Origin of the sequence: Glycomyces harbinensis, from assembly GCF_900101745.1 — a bacterium.
Lineage (GTDB): Bacteria > Actinomycetota > Actinomycetes > Mycobacteriales > Micromonosporaceae > Glycomyces > Glycomyces harbinensis.
In genome coordinates, this window is the sequence record NZ_FNAD01000003.1 from 225,734 (window position 1) to 248,580 (window position 22,847).

Sequence of the window (22,847 nt, forward strand, 5' to 3'; positions counted from 1 at the left end):
CCACCCGGGTCCGACATCCCCGCGCCGGTTCCGGCCGCCGTGTCGGCGAAATCACGTCGGCGCGGCGCTCGGACTCGGGCCGCGACCTGGGTTGGAGCCGCCACCAGTGCTGATGTAGCATTACCGGTCGGCCTCGATCGAGGCGCATCTCCCTATCGAAGGACCGCAGTACACCCATGACGAAAGCCGCACTGGATCCCGCCGCGCCGCTGGTGTTCGACACCGCGGAGCTGGGGCGCAGCTCGGGTACGACCATGCACATCGAGCGCGGCGTCCCCGCGCCCGACGCGTTCGGTCTCGCATCGGTGTACGCCGTCCCCGCCTCCTCCAACGTCGACCTCGACCTCGACCTGACCGCGGTCAGCGAAGGCGTCCTCGTCGACGGCGAGGTCGAAGCGGTCGCCGAGGGCGAGTGTGCGAGGTGCCTCGCACCCGTGCAGGACACCCTCAGGGTCCAGGTGCAGGAGCTGTACGCTTATGAAGGCTCCGTCACCGAAGCGACCACCGACGCCGATGAGATCATGCGGCTCGATGGGGATCTGCTCGATCTGGAGCCCGCGGTTCGGGACGCGCTGGTACTGGCAATGCCGGTCACGCCGCTGTGCCGACCCGACTGCCCGGGGCTGTGCGCCGAATGCGGCGTCCCCTGGGACGAACTGCCCGACGACCACGTTCACGAGACCGTGGACCCCCGTTGGGCGGGCTTGGACAAGCTTCGGCTCGCCGACTCCGATGGCGAATCGAAATAGCACGCGTATAGGTATGGAGTTCTGAAGTGGCTGTTCCGAAGCGTCGTATGTCGCGCAGCAACACCCGGCACCGTCGGTCGCAGTGGAAGGCTGCGCCGATCCAGCTGGTCGAGTGCCCGCAGTGCCACGCCAAGAAGCGCGGCCACCAGGTCTGCGAGGTGTGCGGCACGTACAGGGGCCGTCAGGTCCTCGAGGCCTAAGTCCTCCCTCTCATGGGCGACAAGGCTGTACAACATTTCGAAGCGGTGTTCGGGGTCAGGGATATCGACCCCGAACTGCTGCGTCTCGCCCTGACCCACCGGTCGTACGCGTACGAGCACGGCGGACTGCCCACCAATGAGCGCCTGGAGTTCCTCGGGGACTCCGTGCTCAGCCTGGTGATCACCACCGCGCTCTACCGCAACCACCCGGACCTGCCCGAAGGGCAGCTCGCGCGCCTGCGCGCGTCCGTGGTGAACATGAAGGCGCTGGCCGGTGTGGCGCGCCGCATGGGCGCGGGCGGCATCGGCCCGCACCTCCTGCTCGGCAAGGGCGAGGAGAGCTCGGGCGGGCGCGGCAAGAACTCGATCCTGGCCGACGCCGTCGAGGCGCTGCTGGGCGCCGTCTACCTCCAATACGGGGTGGAGATCGCCAAGCGCGTGGTCCACTCGTTCTTCGACTCGCTCATGGAGGCCGCCGCCGGGCAGGGCGCGGCCCTGGACTGGAAGACCAGTCTCCAGGAGTTGACGGCCGACTCCGGTCTCGGTGTGCCCGAGTACCGGATCACCGAGTCCGGGCCCGACCACGCCAAGCAGTTCACGGCCTGGGCCGTGGTGGCCGGCGAGGAGTTCGGCGAGGGCTCCGGCGGTTCCAAGAAGGACGCCGAGCAGATCGCCGCGCAACTCGCCTGGCAAGTGTTGTCCGATCGCCTTGGCGTCAAACAGCGGTGACGATTCACTGATACTTCGCAAGGGGCGGGGGCCGGAGATCCGGTTCCCGCCCTACGCGTATACCGTCCCTATCCCCCACCCACCCGGGGGAAAGGTAGTCTCCACTCTCCCGCGCGGGTCCGACAAGAACCCGCCTCCGCGGCCGCGGTGTCACCCGAAAGCGGGACGCCGCCCCGGTGCGACCGAGTCAGCGCTGGCACTTGGGGCAGTAGTGGGCCGAGCGGTCGCCGATGACCTCGCGCAGGATCGCGGTGCCGCAGCGCTTGCACGGCTGGCCCGCGCGGCCGTAGACCGCCAGTTCCCTCGCGAAGTACCCGGCCTCGCCGCGCGCGTCCACGTACAGCTCGTCGAACGACGTCCCGCCCACCGCCAGCGACTCGGTCAGCACGTCCTTGACGTGCCCCAGCAGCTCCAGGGCCTTGCGCCGCGACAGCGAGTCGCCGCTGCGCCGGCCGCGCAGGCGTGAGCGCCACAGCGCCTCGTCGGCGTAGATGTTCCCGACCCCGCTGATCCATCCCTGGTCCAGCAGGGCCTTCTTGACCTCGATGCGGCGCCGCAGCAGCCGCGTGGCGCTCAGGGCCGCGTCGAACTCGGGCTCGAACACGTCCGGCGCGATGTGCCCCATCGTCTTGGGCACCGCGCCGTCCAGATCGGCCAGCTCCCAGTACCCGAAGGTCCGCTGGTCGATGAACCACAGCTCGCGGTCGTCGGTGAAGCGCATCCGCCCCCGCAGGTGCCGGTGCGCCTCGCGGCCGTCGGTGACGACGTGCAGCTGCCCGCTCATCCCCAGGTGGCAGATGAGCGCGCGGCCGTCGTCGAGGCCGAGCCACATGAACTTGCCCCGGCGCCCTGAGCCGGTGACCTGGAGCCCCGCGAGGCTCCGCTGGAAATCGGCGATGCCGGGGACGTGGCGGCGCACGGTCCTCGGGTTGTAGACCTCGACGGCGCTGATGCGTCCGCCGCGGAAGGCCGCGTCGACCCCGCGGCGGACCGTCTCGACTTCGGGAAGCTCTGGCACGTTTCAAGTATGCCCAGGGGTCGGCCGGGCGCCTCCGCGGCCCGTCGGGACGCCCGGCCGCCCGCTAGCTCAGTTGCGGGTGCTTCTCCCTGACCGTGTCGATGCCGTAGTTGATCGCGAAGGCGATGGCCGCGAGCCGCGAGTTCACGCCGAGCTTGCCGAGCACGTTCTGCACGTGGGAGCGCACGGTGGAGACCGAGACGCCCATCTGGTCGGCCATGTGGCTGGTCGGCTCGCCGCGCACGATGCGGCGCAGCACGTCGTCCTCTCTGGGGGTCAGGTGATGTGCGAGTTCGAGTGCGTCGTCGTCGCCCAGGAGCGGCGCGGGCTGGAGCGCCGCCCGCAGCAGCTGCGGATCGTAGTAGGGCGGGCTCGTGAGCCCGCGGTCGATGGCGTGCAGCAGCTCGCCGGGCATGATGTGGGTGTTGGCTATCCCCGCTGCCGAGACCGAGACGGCCTTGCGCAGGACCGACCCGTCGTCGCGGTCGGTGATGAGGAAGACCGGACGTTTGCAGTCGGTCAGGACCCGGTTGCGGGACACCGCTTCGAGGGCTACCAGGCAGCAGTCGATCTGCGCATCCGCCGACACGAGCGCCCGGGCGCTCCTCGCCTCGACTGGGATGTCACCGCGTCGGTGGAGCAGGGGTCGAATGCTGGCGGAGAAGACCTGATTCGGGTCGTACAGCATGACACGCACGGTTGGCACCTCATCCTTCAGGTTTTTCGCGCCTCCCCAGATGCGCGCCCGTTCAGGCGGCCAACCCAGCATGACTGTTGGTAATCGTTCAGTCCAGCGTTGAGTCGGATGGACGACAGTAAGAGGTCTGCGCCGGGTCTGCCTGCGATAATGCTGGGCCCCTGAAGGATCGGACCCTGCCGCCCGGTGTCAGCCGAAGGCCTGGACCCAGTAGATGGTGCCGTTGCGGTCCGCCGCTCCCACGCCGATGTCGTCGTAGTCGCAGTTGAGGATGTTCGCGCGGTGCCCCTCGGAGTCCATCCACCCCTGCATGACCGACTCCGCGTCGGGGTAGCCGGCGGCGATGTTCTCGCCGACGCCGCCGTCGTAGCCCTGCGCGTTCGCGCGGTCGGTGGGGCTGCGCCCGTCCTGGGACTCGTGGCTGAAGTAGTCGTTCGCGGCCATGTCCTCGGCGTGGAGCAGCGCGGCGGTGTCGAGGCGCGAATCCCGCTCCAGCGCACCGCAGCCGTTCTCGGCGCGGCGGTCGTTGACGAGGTCGAACACGGCCGCCTCGGCGTCGGCGTGCGCTGACCCGCCCCCGCCCGAGTCCCCGCCGCCGCTCCCGCCGTCGTCGCCCCCGCCCTCGTCCTCTTCGGCCGCTTCGGTGGTCTCCTCGGCGGCCTCGGTCGTCGGGGCCTCCTCGGCGTCCTGCGCGCGGATCTCGGCCTCGTCCAGGAGCAGTTCGGGGAGGACCGGCTCCGTGGCGCTGTCGCGCACGGACTCGGGAGTCGTGGCGCCCTCGGTGGAGGCGGCGTTCCCCTCGAGTGGCGAATCGAGCGCCCACAGTGAGGTCGCCGCGGTCGCGAGGACGGAGGTCGCCAGGATCGCCAGAAAGATCCGGCGCCGAGTCTCGGCGAAGTCGCGGTGGTGCCCGCCCTGGAGTCGTCGCATGGAGGTACAGCCTCATCACGTGGGGTTACGTGTGGAATGTTCGGATTTTCCGCGGACATTATCAGGTCCAGGCGCGGTTTGCACGGTCCGATCGGCCGCTTCGGGCGTGACGCACCCCCCGCAGGTGTGACCCCCGTCGAATCCGGTGCGCAAAGCATGTGCAAAGCTTGACGAGAACCGCCGATCAGGCGGATGATGTTGAGAGACGGCCAGTGTTCACGAGCCGTGCTCCACTGGTCCGGCGAGGGGCAATCGGCCCCGGCGGCTAAAAAAATTCACTCAGCAGAATGCGACGTTTTTCATGGTGCGTACGCCAACGCCACCAGACGACGTGATCGCAAGGAGAAACCATGGCGAAAGCCCTCTATGGCCACCTCGGCCAGGCACCGAACAAGCGCCTGCTCGAAGAAGTGGTCCAGCTACGTGCGCGAGTACGGAATCTCGAGACCGAGCTCGCCGAGCTCCGGGCACGAGAGGACGAGATCGAACACGATCAGGTCGAGGAGCTGATGCGGCTGCATGAGCCCGCGCTGACCTAACCGTCTCGCGACAACGGAACATACGCGCGCCAGCTGCCAGACAGCCGGCGCGCATTGCCATGTCCGGGGCCCTTCAACGGGAGGGCCCGCAGCACCGACCGCCCGAGTTCGGCCCCTTCGGGGCCTTTGATCTGCCGGGTTCGGTCACAGCGGCCTTGTAGGCTGGGACGGTCCCGCACCACGCCGACGCACACCAGCCCGGAGCGACCGTTGTACCTCAAGAGCCTCACGCTGAAGGGATTCAAGTCCTTCGCCTCGGCCACGACCCTGCGTTTCGAACCGGGGATCACCTGCGTGGTGGGGCCCAACGGCTCGGGCAAGTCCAATGTCGTCGACGCCATCGCGTGGGTCCTCGGCGAGCAGGGCGCGAAGTCCCTGCGCGGCGGCAAGATGGAGGACGTCATCTTCGCCGGCACCACCGGCCGCCCCGCCCTCGGCCGCGCCGAGGTCACCCTCACCATCGACAACACCGACGGCGCCATCCCCATCGACTACTCCGAAGTCTCGATCACCCGCCGCATGTTCCGCTCCGGCGAAGGCGAATACGAGATCAACGGCGACCGCTGCCGCCTCCTCGACGTCCAGGACCTCCTCTCCGACGCCGGCATCGGCCGCGAGATGCACGTCCTGGTCGGACAGGGCAAACTCGACTCCTACCTGCACGCCCGCCCCGAGGACCGCCGCGCCTTCATCGAAGAGGCCGCCGGCGTCCTCAAACACCGCAAGCGCAAGGAGAAGGCCCTCCGCAAGCTCGAAGGCATGCAGGGCAACCTCGACCGCCTCGCCGACCTCACCGGCGAACTGCGCCGCCAGCTCAAACCCCTCGGACGCCAGGCCGAACTCGCCCGCCGCGCCCAGACCATCCAGATGGACCTGCGCGAGGCCCGCCTGCGCCTGCTCGCCGACGACCTCACCTCCCTGCGCGGCAACATCGCCAAGGACCTCGCCGACGAAGAGGCCCTCAACGAGCGCAAGGCCGTGCTCGCCGACGAGCACGAGCGCCTCACCGCCCAGGTCGGCGGGATCGAGGGCGCCCACGCCGCCGACAAGCCGCGCCTGGCCCGCCTCCAGGAGACCTGGTACCGGCTCCAGGCCGTCGCCGAGCGCCTGCGCTCCACCGCGCAGCTCGCCGCCGAGCGCCGCCGCTACCTCTCCGAAGAGCAGGACGACCGCGCCGGACGCGACCCCGAGGTCATCGAGACCGAGGCCCAGCGCATCCGCGAGCAGGAGATCGAACTGCGCGAGTCCATCGCGGAGGACTCCGAGCGCCTCGCCTCGGCCGTCGAGGCCCGCGAGGAGACCGAGACGGCCCTCACCGACGCCGAGCAGCGCATCGTCACCGCCGTCAAGGCCGCCGCCGAACGGCGCGAAGCCCTCGCCACCCTCCGCGGGCGCGTCGACGCCCTCCGCACCCGCACCGCCGCGGCCGCCGAAGAACTCGAACGCGCCGCCATCGCCCTCGCCGAAGCCCGCGAACGGGCCAAAGCCGCCGCCGAAGCGGTCGCCGAAGCCGAGGCCGAAGGCGAAGCGGTCGAGACCGACACCGAATTCGACGACGCCGTCGCCGCCGCCAAGGCCCGCGTCGCCGCCGCGAAAGCCGAAGCCGACCGGCTCCAGGCCGCCGAACGCGAAGCCGACCGCGAAGCCTCCCAATGGGCCGCCCGCGAAGAAGCCCTCGCCGTCGGCCTGCGCCGCAAGGACGGCGCCGCCGCCCTCCTCGCCCGCGCCGACGCCGTCCCCGGGATGCTCGGCTCCGTGGCCGCCCTCCTCACGGTCGAACCCGGCTACGAAGCCGTCCTCGCCGCCGCCCTCGGCCGCCTCGCGGACGCCATCGCCGTCACCGGCGCCGACAGCGCCGCCCGCGCCCTCCAACTCCTCCGCGACGAAGACGGGGGACAGGCCGGCTTCGTCTACGCGCACAACCTCATCCCGGCCGCCCCCGCAGTAGACGTCCCGCCCGGCCTCAAAGCCGTCGCCGACACCGTCTCGGCCCCCGCCGAACTCGCCGGCACCGTCCGCGCCGTCCTCGCCGGCATGGTCGTCGCCGACGACCTCGACGCCGCCCGCGCACTCGTCGGCGCGCACCCCGGCATCACCGCCGTCACCCGCGACGGCGACGTCCTCGGCGCGACCACCGCCCACGGCGGCTCCGCCAAAGGACAGTCCTACATCGAGATCCAAGCGGCCGTAGACGAGGCCCGCGACCGCAAGATCGCCGCCGAATCCCTCGCCGCCCATCTCGCCGGGCAGCTCGACGCCGCCCGCGAAGCCCACACCGAAGCCGAAGCCGAAGCCGAAGCGGCCCGCGCGGCCCAGCGCCAGGCCGAAGCCGCCCAAGGCGTCGTCCAGCGGCGGCTCGCCGAACTCGGCGCCGCCGCACGCGGCGCCGAAGCCGAAGTCGCCCGCCTCGCCCAGGCCAAGGACCGCGCCCAGGCCGCCCGCGAGACCGACACCGCCGGACTCACCGGCCTCGAAGCGCAGCTCGACGACCTCGAATCCCAACCGGAGATCGAAGAGCCCTCCACCGACGAGCGCGACGTCCTCGCCCGCGAACTCGAGGCCGCCCGCCAGAACGAGATGGAGACCCGCCTCTCCGTCCGCACGGCCGAAGAGCGCGCCTCCGCACTCGCCGGACGCGCCGACGCCCTCGCGCGCCAAGCCCAGTCCGAGCGCGCCTCCCGCGCCCGCGCCGAAGCCCGGCGGGCCGCCCGCGCCCGCGGCGCCGCCGTCGCCGCCCTCGTCGCCGAAGCCGCCGAGAACGCCGGCGTCCAGCTCACCGACTCCCTCGAGACCGCCGCGATCGAACGCGACTCGATCGCCGCCGAGCAGGCCCGCCGCGAGGCCGCCCTCGCCGAACTGCGCACCCGCGCCGGCGCCACCGCCGCCGAACTCGAACGCATCACCTCCGCCGCCCACCGCGACGAGGTCGCCCGCGCCGAGCAGCGCCTGCGCATCGAACAGCTCGAAGAGAAGGCCGGCGACGAGTTCGGCGTCGACATCGAGACCCTCCTGGCCGAATACGGGCCCGACCAGCCCGTGGCGCCCAGCACCGAGGAGATCGCCGCCGCCGAGGAGCAGGGCAGGCCCGAGCCGCAGCCGGCCGAGTTCGACCGCGCCCTCATGGAGAAGCGCGCCGCCCGCGGCGAACGCGAACTCAAACTCCTCGGCAAGGTCAACCCGCTCGCACTCGAGGAGTTCGCGGCGCTCGAGGAGCGCTACAAGTTCCTCAACGAGCAGCTCGAAGACGTCAAGAAGACCCGCGCCGACCTCCACACCGTCGTCAAGGAGGTCGACGACCGCATCCAGCAGGTCTTCGCCGAGGCCTTCGCCGACACCGCCCGCGAGTTCGAGGACGTCTTCCAGACCGTCTTCCCCGGCGGCGAGGGCCGCATCCTCCTCACCGACCCCGACGACCTGCTCAACACCGGCGTCGAGGTCGAGGCCCGCCCGCCCGGCAAGAAGGTCAAGCGGCTCTCGCTGCTGTCGGGCGGCGAGCGGTCCCTGACCGCGCTGGCGCTGCTGTGCGCGATCTTCCGCGCGCGTCCCAGCCCGTTCTACCTGATGGACGAGGTCGAGGCGGCGCTCGACGACGTGAACCTCGGGCGCCTGCTGGACCTGCTGCGGCGGCTCCAGGAGAACTCGCAGCTGCTCATCATCACGCACCAGAAGCGCACCATGGAGATCGGCGACGCGCTCTACGGCGTCACGATGCGCTCGGGTGTCACGCAGGTCATCAGCCAGAAGTTCACCCGCGAAGAGGACTGAGGGCAGCCCAGTAGAGTGGTTCTGCGTGCGCGCAGACTGCCAGGGGTTTTCCTGTGCGCGCGGACAAGCGAAACCATTGCTGGAGGACTACCTGTGGACAACCTGTGGATCTGGCTGGTCGCCGCCGTCGTGGCGATCGCCGTCGTCGTCGGCGTCGTGTTCGCCGTGCGCGGCCGTGGGAAGTCGGCTCCGATCGAGGCGGCCGAGCCGGAGCCGCAGGTGGAGGCCGAGACCGCGACGGCCGAACCGGAGGCCGTCGCACCCGCGGCCGTCGAGACCCCCGAGCCCGTCGCGGGCCGGCTGGTGCGGCTGCGCTCGCGCCTGGCCCGCTCGAACAACGCCCTCGGCAAGGGCCTGCTGGCCCTGCTGGCGAGCGACAAGCTCGACGACGACGTGTGGGACGAGGTCGAGGAGACCCTCCTGACCGCCGATGTGGGCATGGCCGACACGACCGCGGTCGTCCAGCGCCTGCGCGAGCGCGTGAAGGTCCTCGGCACCCGCGACCCCGAGGAGCTGCGCCGCCTGCTCAAGTCCGAGCTCACGGCGGTCCTCGAACCCGACCTCGACCGGTCGATCGCGACGGTCTCGCCGACGGGCGAGGGCCCGGCCGTGATCCTCATGGTCGGCGTCAACGGCTCGGGCAAGACCACGACCTGCGGCCGCGTCGCCCGTGTGCTCATCGCCGAGGACAAGACCGTCATCATGGGCGCGGCCGACACGTTCCGCGCGGCCGCCGCCGAGCAGCTGGAGACCTGGGGCGCCCGCGTGGGCGCGAAGGTCGTCCGCCGAGGCGAGGGCGCCGACCCGGCCTCGGTGGCGTTCGACGCGGTCAAGGCCGGCGCCGAGGAGGGCGCGGACGTCGTCCTGGTGGACACCGCGGGCCGCCTCCAGAACAAGGCCGGGCTGATGGACGAGCTCGGCAAGGTCAAGCGGGTGGTGGAGAAGCAGGGGCCGGTGGCGGAGACGCTGCTGGTGCTCGACGCGACCACCGGGCAGAACGGGCTCCAGCAGGCGAAGGTGTTCGGCGAGGTCGTCCAGGTGACCGGCATCGTGCTCACCAAGCTCGACGGCAGCGCCAAGGGCGGAATCGTCATCGCGGTACAGCGGCAGTTGGGGGTACCGGTTAAGCTGGTCGGACTCGGAGAAGGCCCGGACGACCTGGCCCCGTTCGAGGTCGGAGCGTTCGTCGACGCGATCGTCGACGGCGCCGAGAGCTGACATTGATACCGAACGGGCACAGCGGGGACCGGTGAGCCAAGACGAGATTCCGCTGATCGGCGGCAACACGAGCACGGTCATCCGGCTGGGGGACACGGTCCGCCGGAACACTGGACCGTGGACGCCGGCGGTGCACGCCCTCCTGCGCCATCTCGACGGCGCCGGTTTCGGGGGCGCGCCGAGGGTGCTGGGCATCGACGAGCACGCCCGGGAGGTGCTCTCGTTCGTCGAGGGCGAGCCCGGGAAGTACCCGCTGGCGCCGCACTGGACGACCGACGAGACCATGAGCGCGGTGGCGAAGATGCTGCGCATGTACCACGACGCGCAGTACGGCTTCCGGCCGCCGGCCGGCTCGACGTGGCGGTCCTTCGGGCCGCCGCCGCCGGACACCGAGGTCATCTGCCACCACGACGCCGCGCCGCACAACGTGGTCTGGCGGCCGGACGGGACGCTGTCGCTCATCGACTTCGACCTGGCGAGCCCGGGCGCGCGGATCTACGACGTGGCCTACGCGGCCTGGACCTGGGTGCCGATATTCACCGACCGGGACTCGATCACCCTGGGCTGGAAGAAGCCCGATCGGGCGCGGCGGCTGCGCATGTTCGCGGACGCGTACGGCCTCTCCGACCGCGACCGCCAGCGCTTCATCAAGGTGATCCGCAAGCGGATCGTCGACCACATCGAGGGCATCCGGCGCATGGCCCAGGCGGGCGATCCCGCGTTCGAGCGGATCGTCCAGAAGGGGCACTTGCGTCGTCCCGCGCGGGACCTGCGCCTGCTGGACGCCGAGCGGTACATCCTCGACGAGGCGCTCCGCTGATTGAGCGCTCTACAGGGCCCTTCGGCCTGGGGGCCAAGTGGAACGAAGACTCTCCGACGAGCCGGGAGCCGGAGGTCTCCGTCCACTGGAGCGCTCCCATCGAAGGACGATGCCGCCTCCGCCGAGATTTCAGTGGAGGCCGCGCTTCCATGAGGAGTGCCGAGCTGCGATCGCACGATGGATTTTGAGGGAATTGCAGCAAATTTACCGTGCTAGCGTTTGCCTGTCAATACATTGTTAAGCGTCAATGTTAAGTGGTCGGCGGGAGCCTCGCGCCCTCGCCCCGGACATCAGGTCGGGCGCCCCGACCGGCTGCACACACCGCGGTCGAAGCGCCCGACTCCTCAGGAGTGCGGCATCAGGCGAGCAGGTCGTCCGCTCGGCTCAGGACGTGGGCCGCGACGTTCCGGCTCAGTTCCACGCCCGCGAGGTCCGCGGACCGGGAGTGGATGCCCGACCAGACCCGGGCGTCGATGTTCTCCGTGGTCAGCGGGTGCCAGGTCGTGTAGGTGCGGGTCACGCCGGGCGCGCTCGGGCTGGGGATGGTGAAGGCCTCGCCGGGGCCGTCGCCGACGAGCTGGGTGAGGACCTCCTCGGCCGAGCCCGAATAGGTGTTGTGCCCGCTCGGGTAGTCCGGGTGCGACGGCGTGGTGTGCAGCGGCGCCCAGTCCGGGTCCTGCACGGTGGCCGGGTCGCCGTCCTCGACGGCCCCGGCGATCGCGGTGACCGGACGCCACCACAGGTGCGCGTACTTCGAGTCCGAGGTCGCGATCTGCGTGTCGACCGAGGCGACGTGGAAGAGCGCGACCAGTTCGACCTTGTCGCGCACCGAGCCGTCGTGGTGCTCCAGCGCGGCCCGGACCACCGGGTTGTAGAGCACGAACGAGCTGCCGAGCCAGAACTGGGCGGTGTCGGTCTGCGCCTGGGTGCGGGCGGTGCTGCCCAGGCCGCCGTAGGCGTGGACCTCGTCGAGGTCGGCCCGGTACTGCGGGGTGCCGAGCGCCGGGGGCGCCTCCAGCCGGAACTGGTCGGCGCTGTCGAGCGCGAACGGGACGGCGAACCGGGTGCCGGCCTGCTGCGCGGGGCCGAAGGCGGGCGGGGTCGGCTGCCACACGCCGGGTGCGGCGGCCGGGGGCGTGAACGCCGGGCTCACCGAGGCCGGGTCGAGGCCGTCGCCGGTGCGGTCGGCGAGCAGCGCGTCGGCCCGCTCGACGCCCGCGGCCACGCCCTTGCGCTTCGCACGGCCGTCGGGGACGAGCGCGAGCGCCGTTTCGAGGGCCGCGTCGAGCGCGTCGGCCTGGGTCGGCGCGAGGGCGTAGAGCGCCCGGTGGACCGCGGCGGCGAGGGCGGCCTCGCGGTAGTGCTTCGCGTTGACGCCGTGGGGGACCCGTCGCACCGCGCGGGCGGCGGCGAGCCAGGCGACGGCCCAGGTGCGGCTGTTGGTGACCTGCGTCGAGGCGGGTGCGGCGGTGACGGCGGCGTCGGTCGCGTCGAACCAGTGCAGCACCGCGGCCGAGGCGGCGGTCCCGGAGCCGGCCGAGGCCGGGGCGGCGGTGCCGACGGCCGCGCCGGCCGCGGCGACGGGCGCCGCCGCGAGGACCGCGCGGCGGGACAGGGAGATTCGGGTGTCGTCGGTGGAGGACATGGTGCTCCTTGCGATGCGGTGGGATGAAGGCAGCGGGGAACGGAGGCTCGGGGCGCGCTGTCGAAGCGGCGCTGTCGGAGTGGCGTCGTCGAGGAGGTCCGCGGGGTCGGCGGCGCCCGACGGACCCGCGGTGCGGGTCGGGCGCGGCAGCGCCGCCGGCGAAGCCGGGACGGTTCAGGGGCGCTGGGGGAGACGGGGGCTCGCCGGTCCTGGAGCCGTCGCAGGGGAGGAGCGGTGTGCTCGGACCGGCGGGGGAACGGTCAGCGACAGAGGGCGCTGGCGACGCGCATCTGGTCGACCTCGCGCCGCTGTGCGAGTGCGTTGGCGGGCTTCATGCCTCGACTATATCAGTATTCCTATCGGAATACTAGATATTAATGAAAGGGAATCGCATCGGGTCGTGTCCGCAGGTGAGCGGACCAGGGCGGTCGACAAGCGCGGGCGGGACGACCGCGCGCGAGACGACGGGCCGAGTGGAGCGGGCGGCGAATACGAGTGCCGGTGACGGGAAGACGGCGGGCGGGCGTGGGCGCTTCTCCCACCCAGGGTAGGCAGAGGCTGCTGCCGCTGCCCACGTTCCCTCCCGGGTCCGACAAGAACGCGCTCTTCACCGTTCGAATGTGGCGACTCTCATGCCGCGAGCGGGCTTCCAAGCAGGCCCTCGCGCTCCGGCTTCACGCCGCGGTCCAGCGCAGTTCCCGACTCGGCAAGGGGCCGTAAGGCGTCAGTGCCGCCAGTTCCGCCCGGTGCTCGCCCCGGCCGGTGTCGAGCGCCCGCGTGAAGCGCCGCTCGGCCGCGTTCGGGCCCGGGGCCGCCGCGATCGCGGCGCCGTTCCACACCCCGCCGACCGCGTACGGATGCACCGGACTGATCCGCACCGCCGCCGCCCCGTCCAGGGCCACCACCGCCACCCCGAGGTCCGACAGCCGCGGGTAGGCGTCCTCGGGCTCCCGCAGCAGCAGCTCGGTCGGGAGCACCTGCCCGTCCTGGAACACCGGCACGTACCCCTTCGGGGCCCACGCGACCCCGCTGACCGAGGCGTGCGCGAAGTACGCCGACCACAGGGCCGGGTCCTGGATCGCCGTCCGCGGCCCCACGTGGACCGGCCGCGCCGGATGCTCCCGCGCCTGGAGTTCGGGCAGGCTCAGCGCCCGGCCCTCCTCGTCGACCCAGTACGCCCCGTGCTGGCCGTCGAGCAGGACCCACCGGTCCAGGTCGTCGATCCACGCCTCCGCGACGGCGTGCCCCTGGCCCACCCCGTCGTGGTAGTCCCCGCGGCGCAGCCACACCCGCCGCGCCGGAATCCGCAGCGCGTTCAGGCCCTGCGCCAGCACGATCGAGTACTCCACGCACGAGTACCGCGCGCCGTTCGCGACCTGCTCCAGCACGTCCACCGCGTCGCCCGCGTTGATGCGCGCGTTCGCGTGCCGCCACAGCGCCGACGTCCACGCGAGCAGCCGCCTGGCCGTCTGCCAGGCCCCGCCGGACGGGCGCGGCAGACGCGTCAGCAGCTGCGGCTCCCGGTGGGGCTCGACGCGGTCGAACCGCAGGGGCGCGGCGGGGCCCGGCTCGGGCCACGCGGTGATCCGCAGCGGCGGCGCCGGCACGTTCGCCCGCGCCCGCTCCAGCACCTTCGACCAGTCCGGGTCCCGCCCGAACGCGGCCGACAGCTCCGGCTCGAACAGGTCGGTCTGGTGGAACCCCGCCTCGATCGCCTCGTCCAGGTGCCCGCGCGCGCCCGCGAGGCCGACCTTGTGCGCGGCGATGGACAGCGAAGGCGCCCAGAGGTCCCGCCAGAACTCCGTGTCGGTGCGCAGCGTCTTCTCCAGGTCCAGGAGCGTCCACCACCGGGCGCCGCGCATCGCGTCCTGGGCGACGGTGCGCACGCGCGCGAGTTGCTGGGGTCGGGCCATGCGTATGAGGGTAGAGTCACCGGCGAACGCGGTGCAATCCCCGTTGTGCGCCGGACCCGGGGAGGCTAGAGTGGGCGGCATGATCCTTTAGAAGAGATTCGGCCGCCCAGAGCGCACGGCGTTCCCGCTCGATCGCGAGCGTCGTCGAGTGCCGGGCCCGGCCAATACGACTGAGTGCAGCTTTCGACAAGCACTGCCATGAGACGTCGAGCGACAGCTCCGTTTCGCGCTCACGTCTCTTCACGCTCTACCCGAAAAGGGGATCCGTATGACCGCCGAAGCTCCCAAGACGCATGACCACGAGCACGACCACGCTCACGAGCACGACGAGCCGGCCGAGCCGCTCAACCGCGAGGAGCGTCGGGCCCTGGCCCGAGGCAAGAAGGCCGGCAACAACGGCCACCAGGCGATCGGCTCGAAGAAGTCGAGCGTGCGCTCGCAGATGCCGAAGGGCGGGCCTGGCAAGTTCCAGCTCCCGACCAAGAACGGCTGACCCGACGACCGCACCCGACCTGCGAACATGACGGAGGCCGCCGGACCGAAAGGTCCGGCGGCCTCCGTTCCTCTGCCCCTCAGCAGGTACTAGATCGCCTCGCAGGTCACGGCCGGAGCCGCGGCCGGGGTCGAGGCGATGAACCCGAAGACCTCGCGGGCCTGGCCGCCGGCGACAGTGCCGTTCCAGCCCACGTCCGAGGCCGTCACGCCCGCGCCCGAAGCGGTCAGGGTCGTGTTCCAGCTGCTGGTGATCCGGGTCGACCCGGGCCAGGTCCAGTTGAGCCGCCATCCGTCGAGCGCGCCGTCGGAGGCCGTCACCGTCACCTTGCCCTGCCAGCCCGAGCCCCAGTCGTTGACCACGCCGATCGCCGCCGTGCAGTCGCCCTCGGTCGGGCCGCCGGTGGTCGGGTCGTCGGTCGGCGTCGTCGTCGGGTCGGTCGGGTCCGGGTCGTCGCCGAAGACGCTCGCGCGCTCGGCGGTGTTCCCGATGCCGTTGGCCGACGTGAAGACCCGCTGCCCCCACGTGGTCAGCTGCGACGGGTCGAAGCTCAGCACCTGGTCGAGGTCGCCGCCGGTGTTGCCCGAGTAGGACCAGGCCAGCCAGCCGATGCCCCTCGCCTGCGCCTCCGACTGGATGGTCTCCCAGGCGACCGTCTGGCCCTGGAACGTGTCCCCGTACTCGCCCACGATGAGCGGCAGGCCCATCTCCTCGAACGCGTCGAAGTAGTCGATCACCGTCTGCGGGCTGCTGTACACCGCGTACATGTGGATCGAGAAGAGCGTGTTGCCGTCGGGGTCCGCCGCGGCCACGGCCGGGGCGTTGTCGCGCATGACGTTCTGCCAGTCCTGGCCCCAGTTCGGGGCGTCGACGACGAGCGTGTGCTCGAAGCCGATGTCGCGCATCCGCTCGATCGCGTCGATGGTCGGCTGCGTCCACTGCTGCGGGTTGGTGTTGCCGATCGGCTCGTTGCCGATGTTGATGAGGACGTAGGCCTCTTCGCCGTCCAGGACGCTGTACAGGCCCTCCCAGAAGTCGACGGCCTGGTCGAGGGTGGCCGCCCCGCTCTCCTCGCCGTAGCCGGTGGTGTCGTGGACTTCGAGGACGCAGATCAGCCGCTGCGCCTTGCACTCGTCGACGATCTGCTGGACCCGCGAGGCGGTCGACACGCCCCAGTTGCGCTGGCCGGAGCCGAGCACGACGCGGACGGTGTTGGCGCCCAGGTCGCTGATCTCGCCGTAGCTGGCGAACTCGCCCTCGTACCAGACGTCGGGATGGGAGGTCCCCCGCATGATGAACGGGTTCCCGTTGGCGTCGATGAGCTGCGTCCCGTCGATCGAGAAGCCGCCCTGCTGCTGCGCGCCCGCGGGGATCAGCTGCCAGACGCCCGCGAAGACGATGGCCAGCGTGGCAGCGGCCGCAGTGAGCCACTTGCGCATCCGACGACGCCGTGCCGGGGCGGCGTCGGTGGTGCCGTGTTCCATGTTGATACTCATCTCGTCGTTCGTGAAGGTGAATCGGTTAATCCCGATCTGAAGATAGACAAGCATAAATATCGACAGTCTTCAAGACGTGCGAGTGATATTGGCCTTGCGGACAGCCTGGGAACGCGGCGAGAACGCCGCCGAATGCGACCCCGGGACCCGCGCTGCGGACCCGTATTAAGTTCAAGTCACTTATTCGGTTAAGCGACAGGCGTCCCTCCCGAACGCCGCGACCCTCGCCGACCACGGGACGACGGGCGTTGCGACGGACGCGACGAAACTGGCTACGCTGCCAACGGCCGTGTTCTTCCTCCTCTCCCGGGAGCGCCCCCTCAAGGGCATCGCCACCTCCGGCATCAAGGCATTGGAGTATTTTTGAGCGCCAAGCGAACCCTGCACGAAGGCTGGACCGTCACCGGCGACCCCGACGCGCCGGTGCCCGTCGACGGCATCCTCGCGTCGGTCCCCGGCGAGGTCGTCACCGACCTGCTGGCCGCCGACCTCATCGCCGACCCGTACGTCGACGACGCCGAACGCGAACTGGCCTGGGTCGGCCGCACCGACTGGACCTACCGCACCGCCTTCACCGTCGACGACGCCGACCGGGACGGCGTCGACCTGGTCTTCGACGGACTCGACACCGTCGCCCGCGTCAGCCTCAACGGCGTCGTGCTCGGCGAGACCGCCAACATGCACCGCCGCTACCGCTTCGACGCGCGCGAAGCGGTCCGCCACGGCGCCAACGAACTCGAAGTGGCGTTCACCTCGCCGTACACCTACGCCGAGGCGCAGCGCGACCGCCTCGGCGACCGGCCCAACGCCTACCCCGAACCCGGCAACTTCATCCGCAAGGCCGCCTGCAACTTCGGCTGGGACTGGGGCCCGAACCTCGCCGGCGTCGGCATCTGGCGCCCCGTGCGCCTCGAGACCTGGCGCACCGCCCGCATCGACGAGGTCGTGCCCCGGACCGCCCTCGAAGACGGGACCGGCGTCGTCGCCTTCTCGGTCCGCCTCCAGAAGGCCGCCGACGCCGACGTCGACCTCGTGTGCTCGGTCGGCCCTCACCAGACCACCGTGCGCCTCAACGCCGGCGCCGAGACCGCCGACGTGCGCGTCGAAGTCCCCGACGCCCGGCTCTGGTGGCCGCACGACCGCGGCGCCCAGCCGCTCTACGACGCCGCCGTGACCGTGCGCGACGGCGCCGAGGACCTCGACTCCTGGACCGGCCGCATCGGCTTCCGCACCGCCGAACTCGACACCGCCCCCGACGCCGAAGGCCGCCCCTACACGCTCCGGATCAACGGCGAGCCCGTCTGGGTCAAGGGCGTCAACTGGATCCCCGACGAAGCCCTCTTCAGCCGCATCGACCCGGACCGCGTCGAACGGCGCCTGCGCCAGGCGATCAAGGCCGGCGTCAACTACATCCGCGTCTGGGGCGGCGGCGTCTACGAGTCCGAGGACTTCTACCGCCGCTGCGACGAACTGGGCCTCCTCGTCGGGCAGGACTTCCCGTTCGCCTGCGCCGCATACCCCGAGGAGGAGCCCTTCTGGTCCGAGGTCGAAGCCGAGGCGCGCGACAACCTCGCCCGCCTCGCCCCCCACCCGAGCCTGGTCACCTGGACCGGCAACAACGAGAACATCTGGGGCTGGCACGACTGGGACTGGCGGCAGGACCTCGGCGACCGCACCTGGGGCGCGGGCTACTACCACGACCTCCTGCCGAAACTCGTGGCCGAAGTGGACGGCACCCGGCCCTACTGGCCCGGCAGCCCCTACTCCGGCGCGACCGAACTCCACCCCAACGAGCAGGCCCACGCCTCCGTCCACATCTGGGACGTCTGGAACAACGACGACTACACCCGCTACCGGGACTGGAGGCCCCGCTTCGTCGCCGAATTCGGCTACCAGGCCCCGCCGACCTGGGCCACCGTGCGGCGCATGGTCACCGACGAACCGTTTCAGGCCGATTCGGCCGCGATGCTGTGGCACCAGAAGGCCGCCGACGGCCAGGACAAGCTCCAGCGCGGCCTCGACGCCCACCTGCCGCCCGTGCGCGACTTCGACGACTGGCTCTACTTCACGCAGGTCAACCAGGCCCGCGCGATCCGGCTCGGCATCGAGCACTTCCGCTCGCTCCAGCCCTACTGCACCGGCTCGGTCGTGTGGCAGCTCAACGACTGCTGGCCCGTGACCTCCTGGGCCGCGATCGACGGCGAGGAGCGCCTCAAGCCCCTGTGGTACGCCCTCAGGGACGCCTACGCCAAGCACTCGGTCTCCTTCCAGCCCGACGGCGACGGCGGTTTGAACCTGGTGGCGGTCAACGACACCGCCTACCCCTGGCACGCGGTCGTCGGGTTCTGGAAGTGCGACGTCGAGGGCCGCATCCTCGCCCGGGCGCTCGTCACCCTCCACGTCGACCCGCGCGACGCGCTGACGCTCGAACTGGAGCAGGGGGCGATCCCGGTCGACGGCGAATTCCTGATCACCGGCCCCGAGGACTTCCCGCGGGCGACCTGGTTCTCCAAGGAGGACAAGGACATGGACTGGCCGGAGGCCCGGTTCGAAGCGGTGGCCGAAGTGGTCGACGGCGGCGTCGCGCTCACCGTCACCGCCGCGACCGTGCTGCGCGACCTGTGCGTGTTCCCCGATCGACTCGACCCGGACGCGGTGGTCGACAAGGCCCTTGTGACGCTCCTGCCCGGCGAGCGGGCCACGTTCACGGTGACCAGCGAGGCCATCGCGGCCTCGCCGGACCTGACGCTGGCGCTGACCCGCAGGCCGGTGCTGCGCGCGGTCAACGACTGATGTTCTGACGCGACGAGAACGGCGCGGGCGGCATCTGCCGCCCGCGCCGTCGTCAGTCCTGGCGCCGCTCCGACCCGGTCAGGCCGGTGCGTCCTTCGTCTGCGGGGCCGCGGTCGGTTCGGTTTCGGCCGCGACGGTTTCCGGTGCCGCTTCGGCGGTTTCCGCGGCATCAGTCGCGTCGGCGACGTCGGCCGACTCTGCGGCCTCGGTCGACCCGGCGTCGCCGGCCGCGGTGGTTGCGGCGGGCTCCGTTTCGGCGGCCGACCCGTCGGACTCAGGCTCGGCGTCCGGCCCGGCGGCGTCCGCGTCTGACCCGTCCTCCATCGTCTCCGCGGCTTCGGCCGCCGGTTCCGGCTCGGGCTCCTCCTTGGCGGGCATCGGCAGCGCCTGCGAGAGGCGCAGGCCCTGCTGGATCAGGTCCCAGCCGATGGGGAGTGCGACGGCGTCGGGCAGGTCGAGGTCGAAGCCGAGGTCGTCGGCGAGGCCGCCCTGCTTGGCGAGCTTGGCCACGACCGGGTGCGCGGAGCGGTTCGGGGCGTAGCACCACTTGGGTGCGGCCAGGCCGAAGTCGCGGGCGATCATCATGGCGGCCATGGCGGCCGGGCCGTCGATGAGCATCGGGGTCGACCGGACCGCGGCGGTGAACATCGCGGCGGCCATGGTGCCGATCGCGGCGCCGCCGAGACGCGAGATGAGCGCCTCGGGGCTGCGCTTGAAGCCCCGGTTGAACGCGACGTGGTCGCGCAGCGCGGCGACGCGGCCCATCCACGCCGAGTCGAAGACCGACCCGCCGGGGGCGTGCAGCTGCGGCTGGAACGTGGTGATGTCGTCCTTGGCGATGAACGAGCAGACGGCGACCGAAGCGGTGGTCGCGCCCGCGCCGAGCGCGGAGATCAGGAGCAGGTCCGCGCCCTCGTCGATCGCGCGGTCGGCGGTCTCGCGGCCGAGCCGCAGCGCCGCGTCCAGCTCCGCCTCGTCCAGGAGGGGGCCGTCGACCCCTTCGCTCGCGCCGGTGCGCACCACGGTCACCGGGAGCCCGGAGCGTGTGGCCTGCTCGGCGAGCGGGCCGCGGCCCTGCTCGAGTTCGGTGGCGTGCTCTTCGACGGGCGTGTAGTCGCCCGTGTCCCAGCCCTGCGGGTAGGCCCCGGCGAACAGGAGCATCCGCGGCGAGGAGAACGGTTCGGGGGCTTCGGTCGCCTGCATCCGGGCGGCCCAGCCGACGGCCGGCTGGAGCCGGCCCAGGCCGGCGCCTTCGATGAGGGCGTCCTGGAGCCGCGCGTTCGCCCGCGTGGTCCACACCCCGTTGGGGAACTTCGCTTTCAGCTCGGCGAGGGGCCCGGCGTCGGTCGTCTGTGTCACGGCACAAGGCTAGCGCGGGAGTCGTGGGGCACAATTGCCAAGTGACCACCATCGACTTCGCCAAGGGCCACGGCACCGGCAACGACTTCGTGATCGTGCCCGACCTCAAGGACGCCCTGCCGTTGAAGGACGCCCAGGTGGCGGCGCTGTGCGACCGCCGGTTCGGGATCGGCGGCGACGGGCTGCTGCGCGTGGCGCCCTCCGAGGACCCGGCGGCCGAGTGGTTCATGGACTACCGCAACGGCGACGGCTCGATCGCGGAGATGTGCGGCAACGGGGTGCGGGTGTTCGCCCGCTACCTGCTGGAACAGGGCCTGGCCGAGGGGCCGGAGATCCCCGTCGCGACGCGCGCGGGCATCAAGACCGTGCACGTCGAGGGGGACGAGCTGCGGGTCGACATGGGTCCGGCCGAGTTCGGGCCGACCTCGGAGGCCTCGGTCGAGGGCTTCACCTGGGCCGGGCAGGCCGTGTCGATGGGGAACCCGCACCTGGTGTGCCACCTCGGCGACGAGGCGGAGCTGGAGTCGCTGGAGCTGTTCCACCAGCCGCGGTTCGACGCGGGCGTGTTCCCCGAGGGCGTGAACGTCGAGTTCGTGGTGGGCACCGCGCCGCAGGTGCGGATGCGGGTCCACGAGCGGGGCGTCGGCGAGACGGCCTCATGCGGCACGGGCGCGTGCGCGGTCGGCGCGGTCGCGCTGCGGCACGCCGGGCAGGACACGGGCGTGTGCAAGGTGGACGTTCCGGGAGGGACGCTCACGATCACCGTCACTGACGAGACGCTGTTCCTCGCAGGCCCGGCCGTCATCGTGGCCGAGGGGACCTTCCGCTTCTGAGGCCGCCGGCCTCCGCGCCTCCGCTCCGCCGCAAGGCGGGCATCGCGGGGGCGACTATTGCGAGGACGGCCCGCGTTCGCCTCGATACCATCCACTAACCCCCACCCACCCGGGGGAACGTAGTCCCACTCTCCCGCGGGGGTCCGACAGAACGCCCCGGAGACCACCGGCCTCCGGGGCGTTAATCGCGTCACGTTCGCTACCGCATGACCGGTTCGGCGGCGGCCGAACCGCGCGGCTCGCGCCGTCGCGGCTCCTACCGCATGACCTGCTTGACCGCGGCCGCCACCGCGGGCGCCACGTTCGGGTCGAACACGCTCGGCACGATGTACGTCGCGTTCACCTTCTCCGTGCCGACGCAGTCGGCGATCGCCTTCGCGGCCGCCACCGCCGCGTCGTCGTTCCAGTCGCGCGCCTGGGCGTCGAGCAGCCCCCGGAACACGCCCGGGAAGGCCAGCACGTTGTTGATCTGGTTCGGCTGGTCCGACCGGCCGGTCGCCACGATCGCCGCGTACCGGGCCGCCTCGGTGGGGCTGATCTCCGGGTCCGGGTTCGCGAGCGCGAACACGATCGGGTCCTTCGCCATCTTCGCCACGTCGGAGCCCTTGAGGATGTTCGGGGCGCTCACGCCGATGAACACGTCCGAGCCCTCGACCGCGCCCGACAGGTCGCCCGAGTAGTCGCCCTTGTTGAAGTGCCGGCCGAGCCACTTCCAGGTCTCGTTCTCGCACTCCATGGTCGAGTGCAGCGCCCCGTCGCGGTCGACCGGGATGATGTCGCCGATCCCGGCCTTCTCGAGCAGCCGCATGATCGCGGTGCCGGCCGCGCCGCAGCCGACCACGGTCGCCCGCACGTCCTTGAACTCCTTGCCGACCACGCGCAGCGCGTTCGTCAGCGCCGCGAGCACCACGATCGCGGTGCCGTGCTGGTCGTCGTGGAAGACCGGGATGTCGAGCCGCTCGCGCAGCCGCGCCTCGATCTCGAAGCAGCGCGGCGCGGCGATGTCCTCGAGGTTGATGCCGCCGTACGTCGGCGCGAGCGCCGCGACGATGTTGACGATCTCGTCGGTGTCCTGGGTGTCCAGGCACACCGGCCAGGCGTCGACGTCCCCGAACTTCTTGAACAGGGCCGCCTTGCCCTCCATGACCGGCATCGCGGCGGCGGGCCCGATGTTGCCCAGGCCGAGCACGGCCGAGCCGTCGGTGACCACGGCGACGGTGTTGCGCTTGATGGTCAGGCGCCGCGCGTCGTCGGGGTTCTCGGCGATCGCCATGCAGACGCGGGCGACGCCGGGGGTGTAGGCCATCGAGAGGTCGTCGCGGTTGCGCAGCGGGACCTTCGGGGTGACCTCGATCTTGCCGCCCAGGTGCATGAGGAAGGTCCGGTCGGAGACCTTCTTGACGTCGAAGTCCGGCATGGCGTCGAGGATGTGGGTGACCTGCTCGGCGTGCGAGGCGTCGGAGGTGTCGCAGGTGAGGTCGACGGTCATCCGCTTGTTGTCCGAGGCGACGACGTCGAGCGCGGTGACGATCGCGCCGGCCTGTCCGACGACGGTGGCGAGGCGACCCGCCGCGCCCGGATCGGCCGAGAGGGCCAGCCGGACCGTGATGGAGAACCCGGCGCTGGGAAGACGGGCTGCAGTCATGCCGC

At 71.4% G+C, this 22,847-nt stretch carries 18 protein-coding genes; 10 read left to right on the forward strand and 8 right to left on the reverse strand.

Annotation, left to right across the window (positions count from 1 at the left end; all coding sequences use genetic code 11):
* The first annotated feature begins 176 nt into the window (after nt 1-176).
* Genes BLQ63_RS07200 through rnc form a run of 3 tightly spaced genes read left to right on the forward strand, consistent with a single transcriptional unit; the run spans nt 177 to nt 1,678 of the window.
* Nucleotides 177-749 (forward strand): YceD family protein, encoded by a 573-nt coding sequence (locus BLQ63_RS07200; protein WP_091030918.1) that lies wholly within the window; start codon nt 177-179, stop codon nt 747-749.
* A gap of 26 nt (nt 750-775) precedes the next feature.
* Nucleotides 776-949 carry a 50S ribosomal protein L32 gene (gene rpmF / locus BLQ63_RS07205; RefSeq protein WP_091030920.1) on the forward strand — a complete coding sequence of 58 codons (174 nt, stop codon included), beginning with the start codon at nt 776-778 and terminating at the stop codon, nt 947-949.
* A 12-nt stretch (nt 950-961) separates the two neighbouring features.
* Nucleotides 962-1,678 carry a ribonuclease III gene (rnc, locus tag BLQ63_RS07210; protein WP_091030924.1) on the forward strand — a complete coding sequence of 239 codons (717 nt, stop codon included), beginning with the start codon at nt 962-964 and terminating at the stop codon, nt 1,676-1,678.
* 187 nt (nt 1,679-1,865) lie between these two features.
* Here the strand turns inward: rnc and mutM are convergent, their stop codons facing one another.
* From mutM to BLQ63_RS07225, 3 genes are all read right to left on the reverse strand, one after another.
* Nucleotides 1,866-2,696 carry a bifunctional DNA-formamidopyrimidine glycosylase/DNA-(apurinic or apyrimidinic site) lyase gene (mutM, locus tag BLQ63_RS07215; protein ID WP_091030927.1) on the reverse strand — a complete coding sequence of 277 codons (831 nt, stop codon included), beginning with the start codon at nt 2,694-2,696 and terminating at the stop codon, nt 1,866-1,868.
* Between the two features lie 64 nt (nt 2,697-2,760).
* Nucleotides 2,761-3,384 carry a helix-turn-helix transcriptional regulator gene (locus BLQ63_RS07220; RefSeq protein WP_245680893.1) on the reverse strand — a complete coding sequence of 208 codons (624 nt, stop codon included), beginning with the start codon at nt 3,382-3,384 and terminating at the stop codon, nt 2,761-2,763.
* Between the two features lie 198 nt (nt 3,385-3,582).
* Entirely contained in the window at nt 3,583-4,323 is a 741-nt protein-coding gene (locus tag BLQ63_RS07225; protein ID WP_091030933.1) for a CAP domain-containing protein, read from the reverse strand.
* 350 nt (nt 4,324-4,673) lie between these two features.
* Between BLQ63_RS07225 and BLQ63_RS07230 the strand changes: the two genes are divergently transcribed.
* The 4 genes from BLQ63_RS07230 (at nt 4,674) to BLQ63_RS07245 (ending at nt 10,665) form a co-directional block, all read left to right on the forward strand.
* Nucleotides 4,674-4,862, forward strand: coding sequence for a hypothetical protein (locus BLQ63_RS07230; protein WP_091030936.1), 189 nt, complete (start codon nt 4,674-4,676; stop codon nt 4,860-4,862).
* Nucleotides 4,863-5,072: 210 nt separating this feature from the next.
* A complete protein-coding gene (gene smc / locus BLQ63_RS07235; protein ID WP_091030939.1) occupies nt 5,073-8,627 on the forward strand; it encodes a chromosome segregation protein SMC in 3,555 nt (1,184 codons plus the stop codon).
* 93 nt (nt 8,628-8,720) lie between these two features.
* The gene (gene ftsY, locus BLQ63_RS07240; RefSeq protein WP_218125111.1) at nt 8,721-9,845 is read left to right on the forward strand and encodes a signal recognition particle-docking protein FtsY; all 1,125 of its coding nucleotides are present in this window, start codon (nt 8,721-8,723) and stop codon (nt 9,843-9,845) included.
* 31 nt (nt 9,846-9,876) lie between these two features.
* Complete coding sequence (locus tag BLQ63_RS07245; protein ID WP_091030943.1) at nt 9,877-10,665, forward strand: phosphotransferase enzyme family protein; 789 nt, start codon at nt 9,877-9,879, stop codon at nt 10,663-10,665.
* A 358-nt stretch (nt 10,666-11,023) separates the two neighbouring features.
* On the opposite strand, the gene BLQ63_RS07250 is transcribed toward BLQ63_RS07245, so the two are convergent.
* Together BLQ63_RS07250 and BLQ63_RS29590 are read right to left on the reverse strand one after the other, a co-directional pair.
* Nucleotides 11,024-12,310, reverse strand: coding sequence for a vanadium-dependent haloperoxidase (locus tag BLQ63_RS07250; RefSeq protein ID WP_091030947.1), 1,287 nt, complete (start codon nt 12,308-12,310; stop codon nt 11,024-11,026).
* Between the two features lie 674 nt (nt 12,311-12,984).
* Entirely contained in the window at nt 12,985-14,223 is a 1,239-nt protein-coding gene (locus BLQ63_RS29590) for a transglutaminase domain-containing protein (protein WP_091030950.1), read from the reverse strand.
* 268 nt (nt 14,224-14,491) lie between these two features.
* On the opposite strand from BLQ63_RS29590, the gene BLQ63_RS07260 reads away from it, so the two are divergent.
* Nucleotides 14,492-14,716 carry a hypothetical protein gene (locus tag BLQ63_RS07260; RefSeq protein ID WP_091030954.1) on the forward strand — a complete coding sequence of 75 codons (225 nt, stop codon included), beginning with the start codon at nt 14,492-14,494 and terminating at the stop codon, nt 14,714-14,716.
* Nucleotides 14,717-14,805: 89 nt separating this feature from the next.
* On the opposite strand, the gene BLQ63_RS07265 is transcribed toward BLQ63_RS07260, so the two are convergent.
* A complete protein-coding gene (locus BLQ63_RS07265; protein WP_218125112.1) occupies nt 14,806-16,212 on the reverse strand; it encodes a cellulase family glycosylhydrolase in 1,407 nt (468 codons plus the stop codon).
* A 363-nt stretch (nt 16,213-16,575) separates the two neighbouring features.
* Here BLQ63_RS07265 and BLQ63_RS07270 point away from each other — a divergent pair, with 363 nt between their 5' ends.
* Nucleotides 16,576-19,005: a glycoside hydrolase family 2 protein gene (locus BLQ63_RS07270; RefSeq protein WP_091030957.1), complete on the forward strand. Its 2,430-nt coding sequence runs from the start codon at nt 16,576-16,578 to the stop codon at nt 19,003-19,005.
* A 78-nt stretch (nt 19,006-19,083) separates the two neighbouring features.
* On the opposite strand, the gene BLQ63_RS07275 is transcribed toward BLQ63_RS07270, so the two are convergent.
* Complete coding sequence (locus BLQ63_RS07275) at nt 19,084-20,364, reverse strand: nicotinate-nucleotide--dimethylbenzimidazole phosphoribosyltransferase (RefSeq protein ID WP_091030960.1); 1,281 nt, start codon at nt 20,362-20,364, stop codon at nt 19,084-19,086.
* A 50-nt stretch (nt 20,365-20,414) separates the two neighbouring features.
* On the opposite strand from BLQ63_RS07275, the gene dapF reads away from it, so the two are divergent.
* Nucleotides 20,415-21,197, forward strand: coding sequence for a diaminopimelate epimerase (gene dapF / locus BLQ63_RS07280; RefSeq protein WP_091031568.1), 783 nt, complete (start codon nt 20,415-20,417; stop codon nt 21,195-21,197).
* Between the two features lie 256 nt (nt 21,198-21,453).
* On the opposite strand, the gene BLQ63_RS07285 is transcribed toward dapF, so the two are convergent.
* A complete protein-coding gene (locus BLQ63_RS07285; protein ID WP_091030964.1) occupies nt 21,454-22,842 on the reverse strand; it encodes an NAD-dependent malic enzyme in 1,389 nt (462 codons plus the stop codon).
* Nucleotides 22,843-22,847 lie beyond the last annotated feature (5 nt).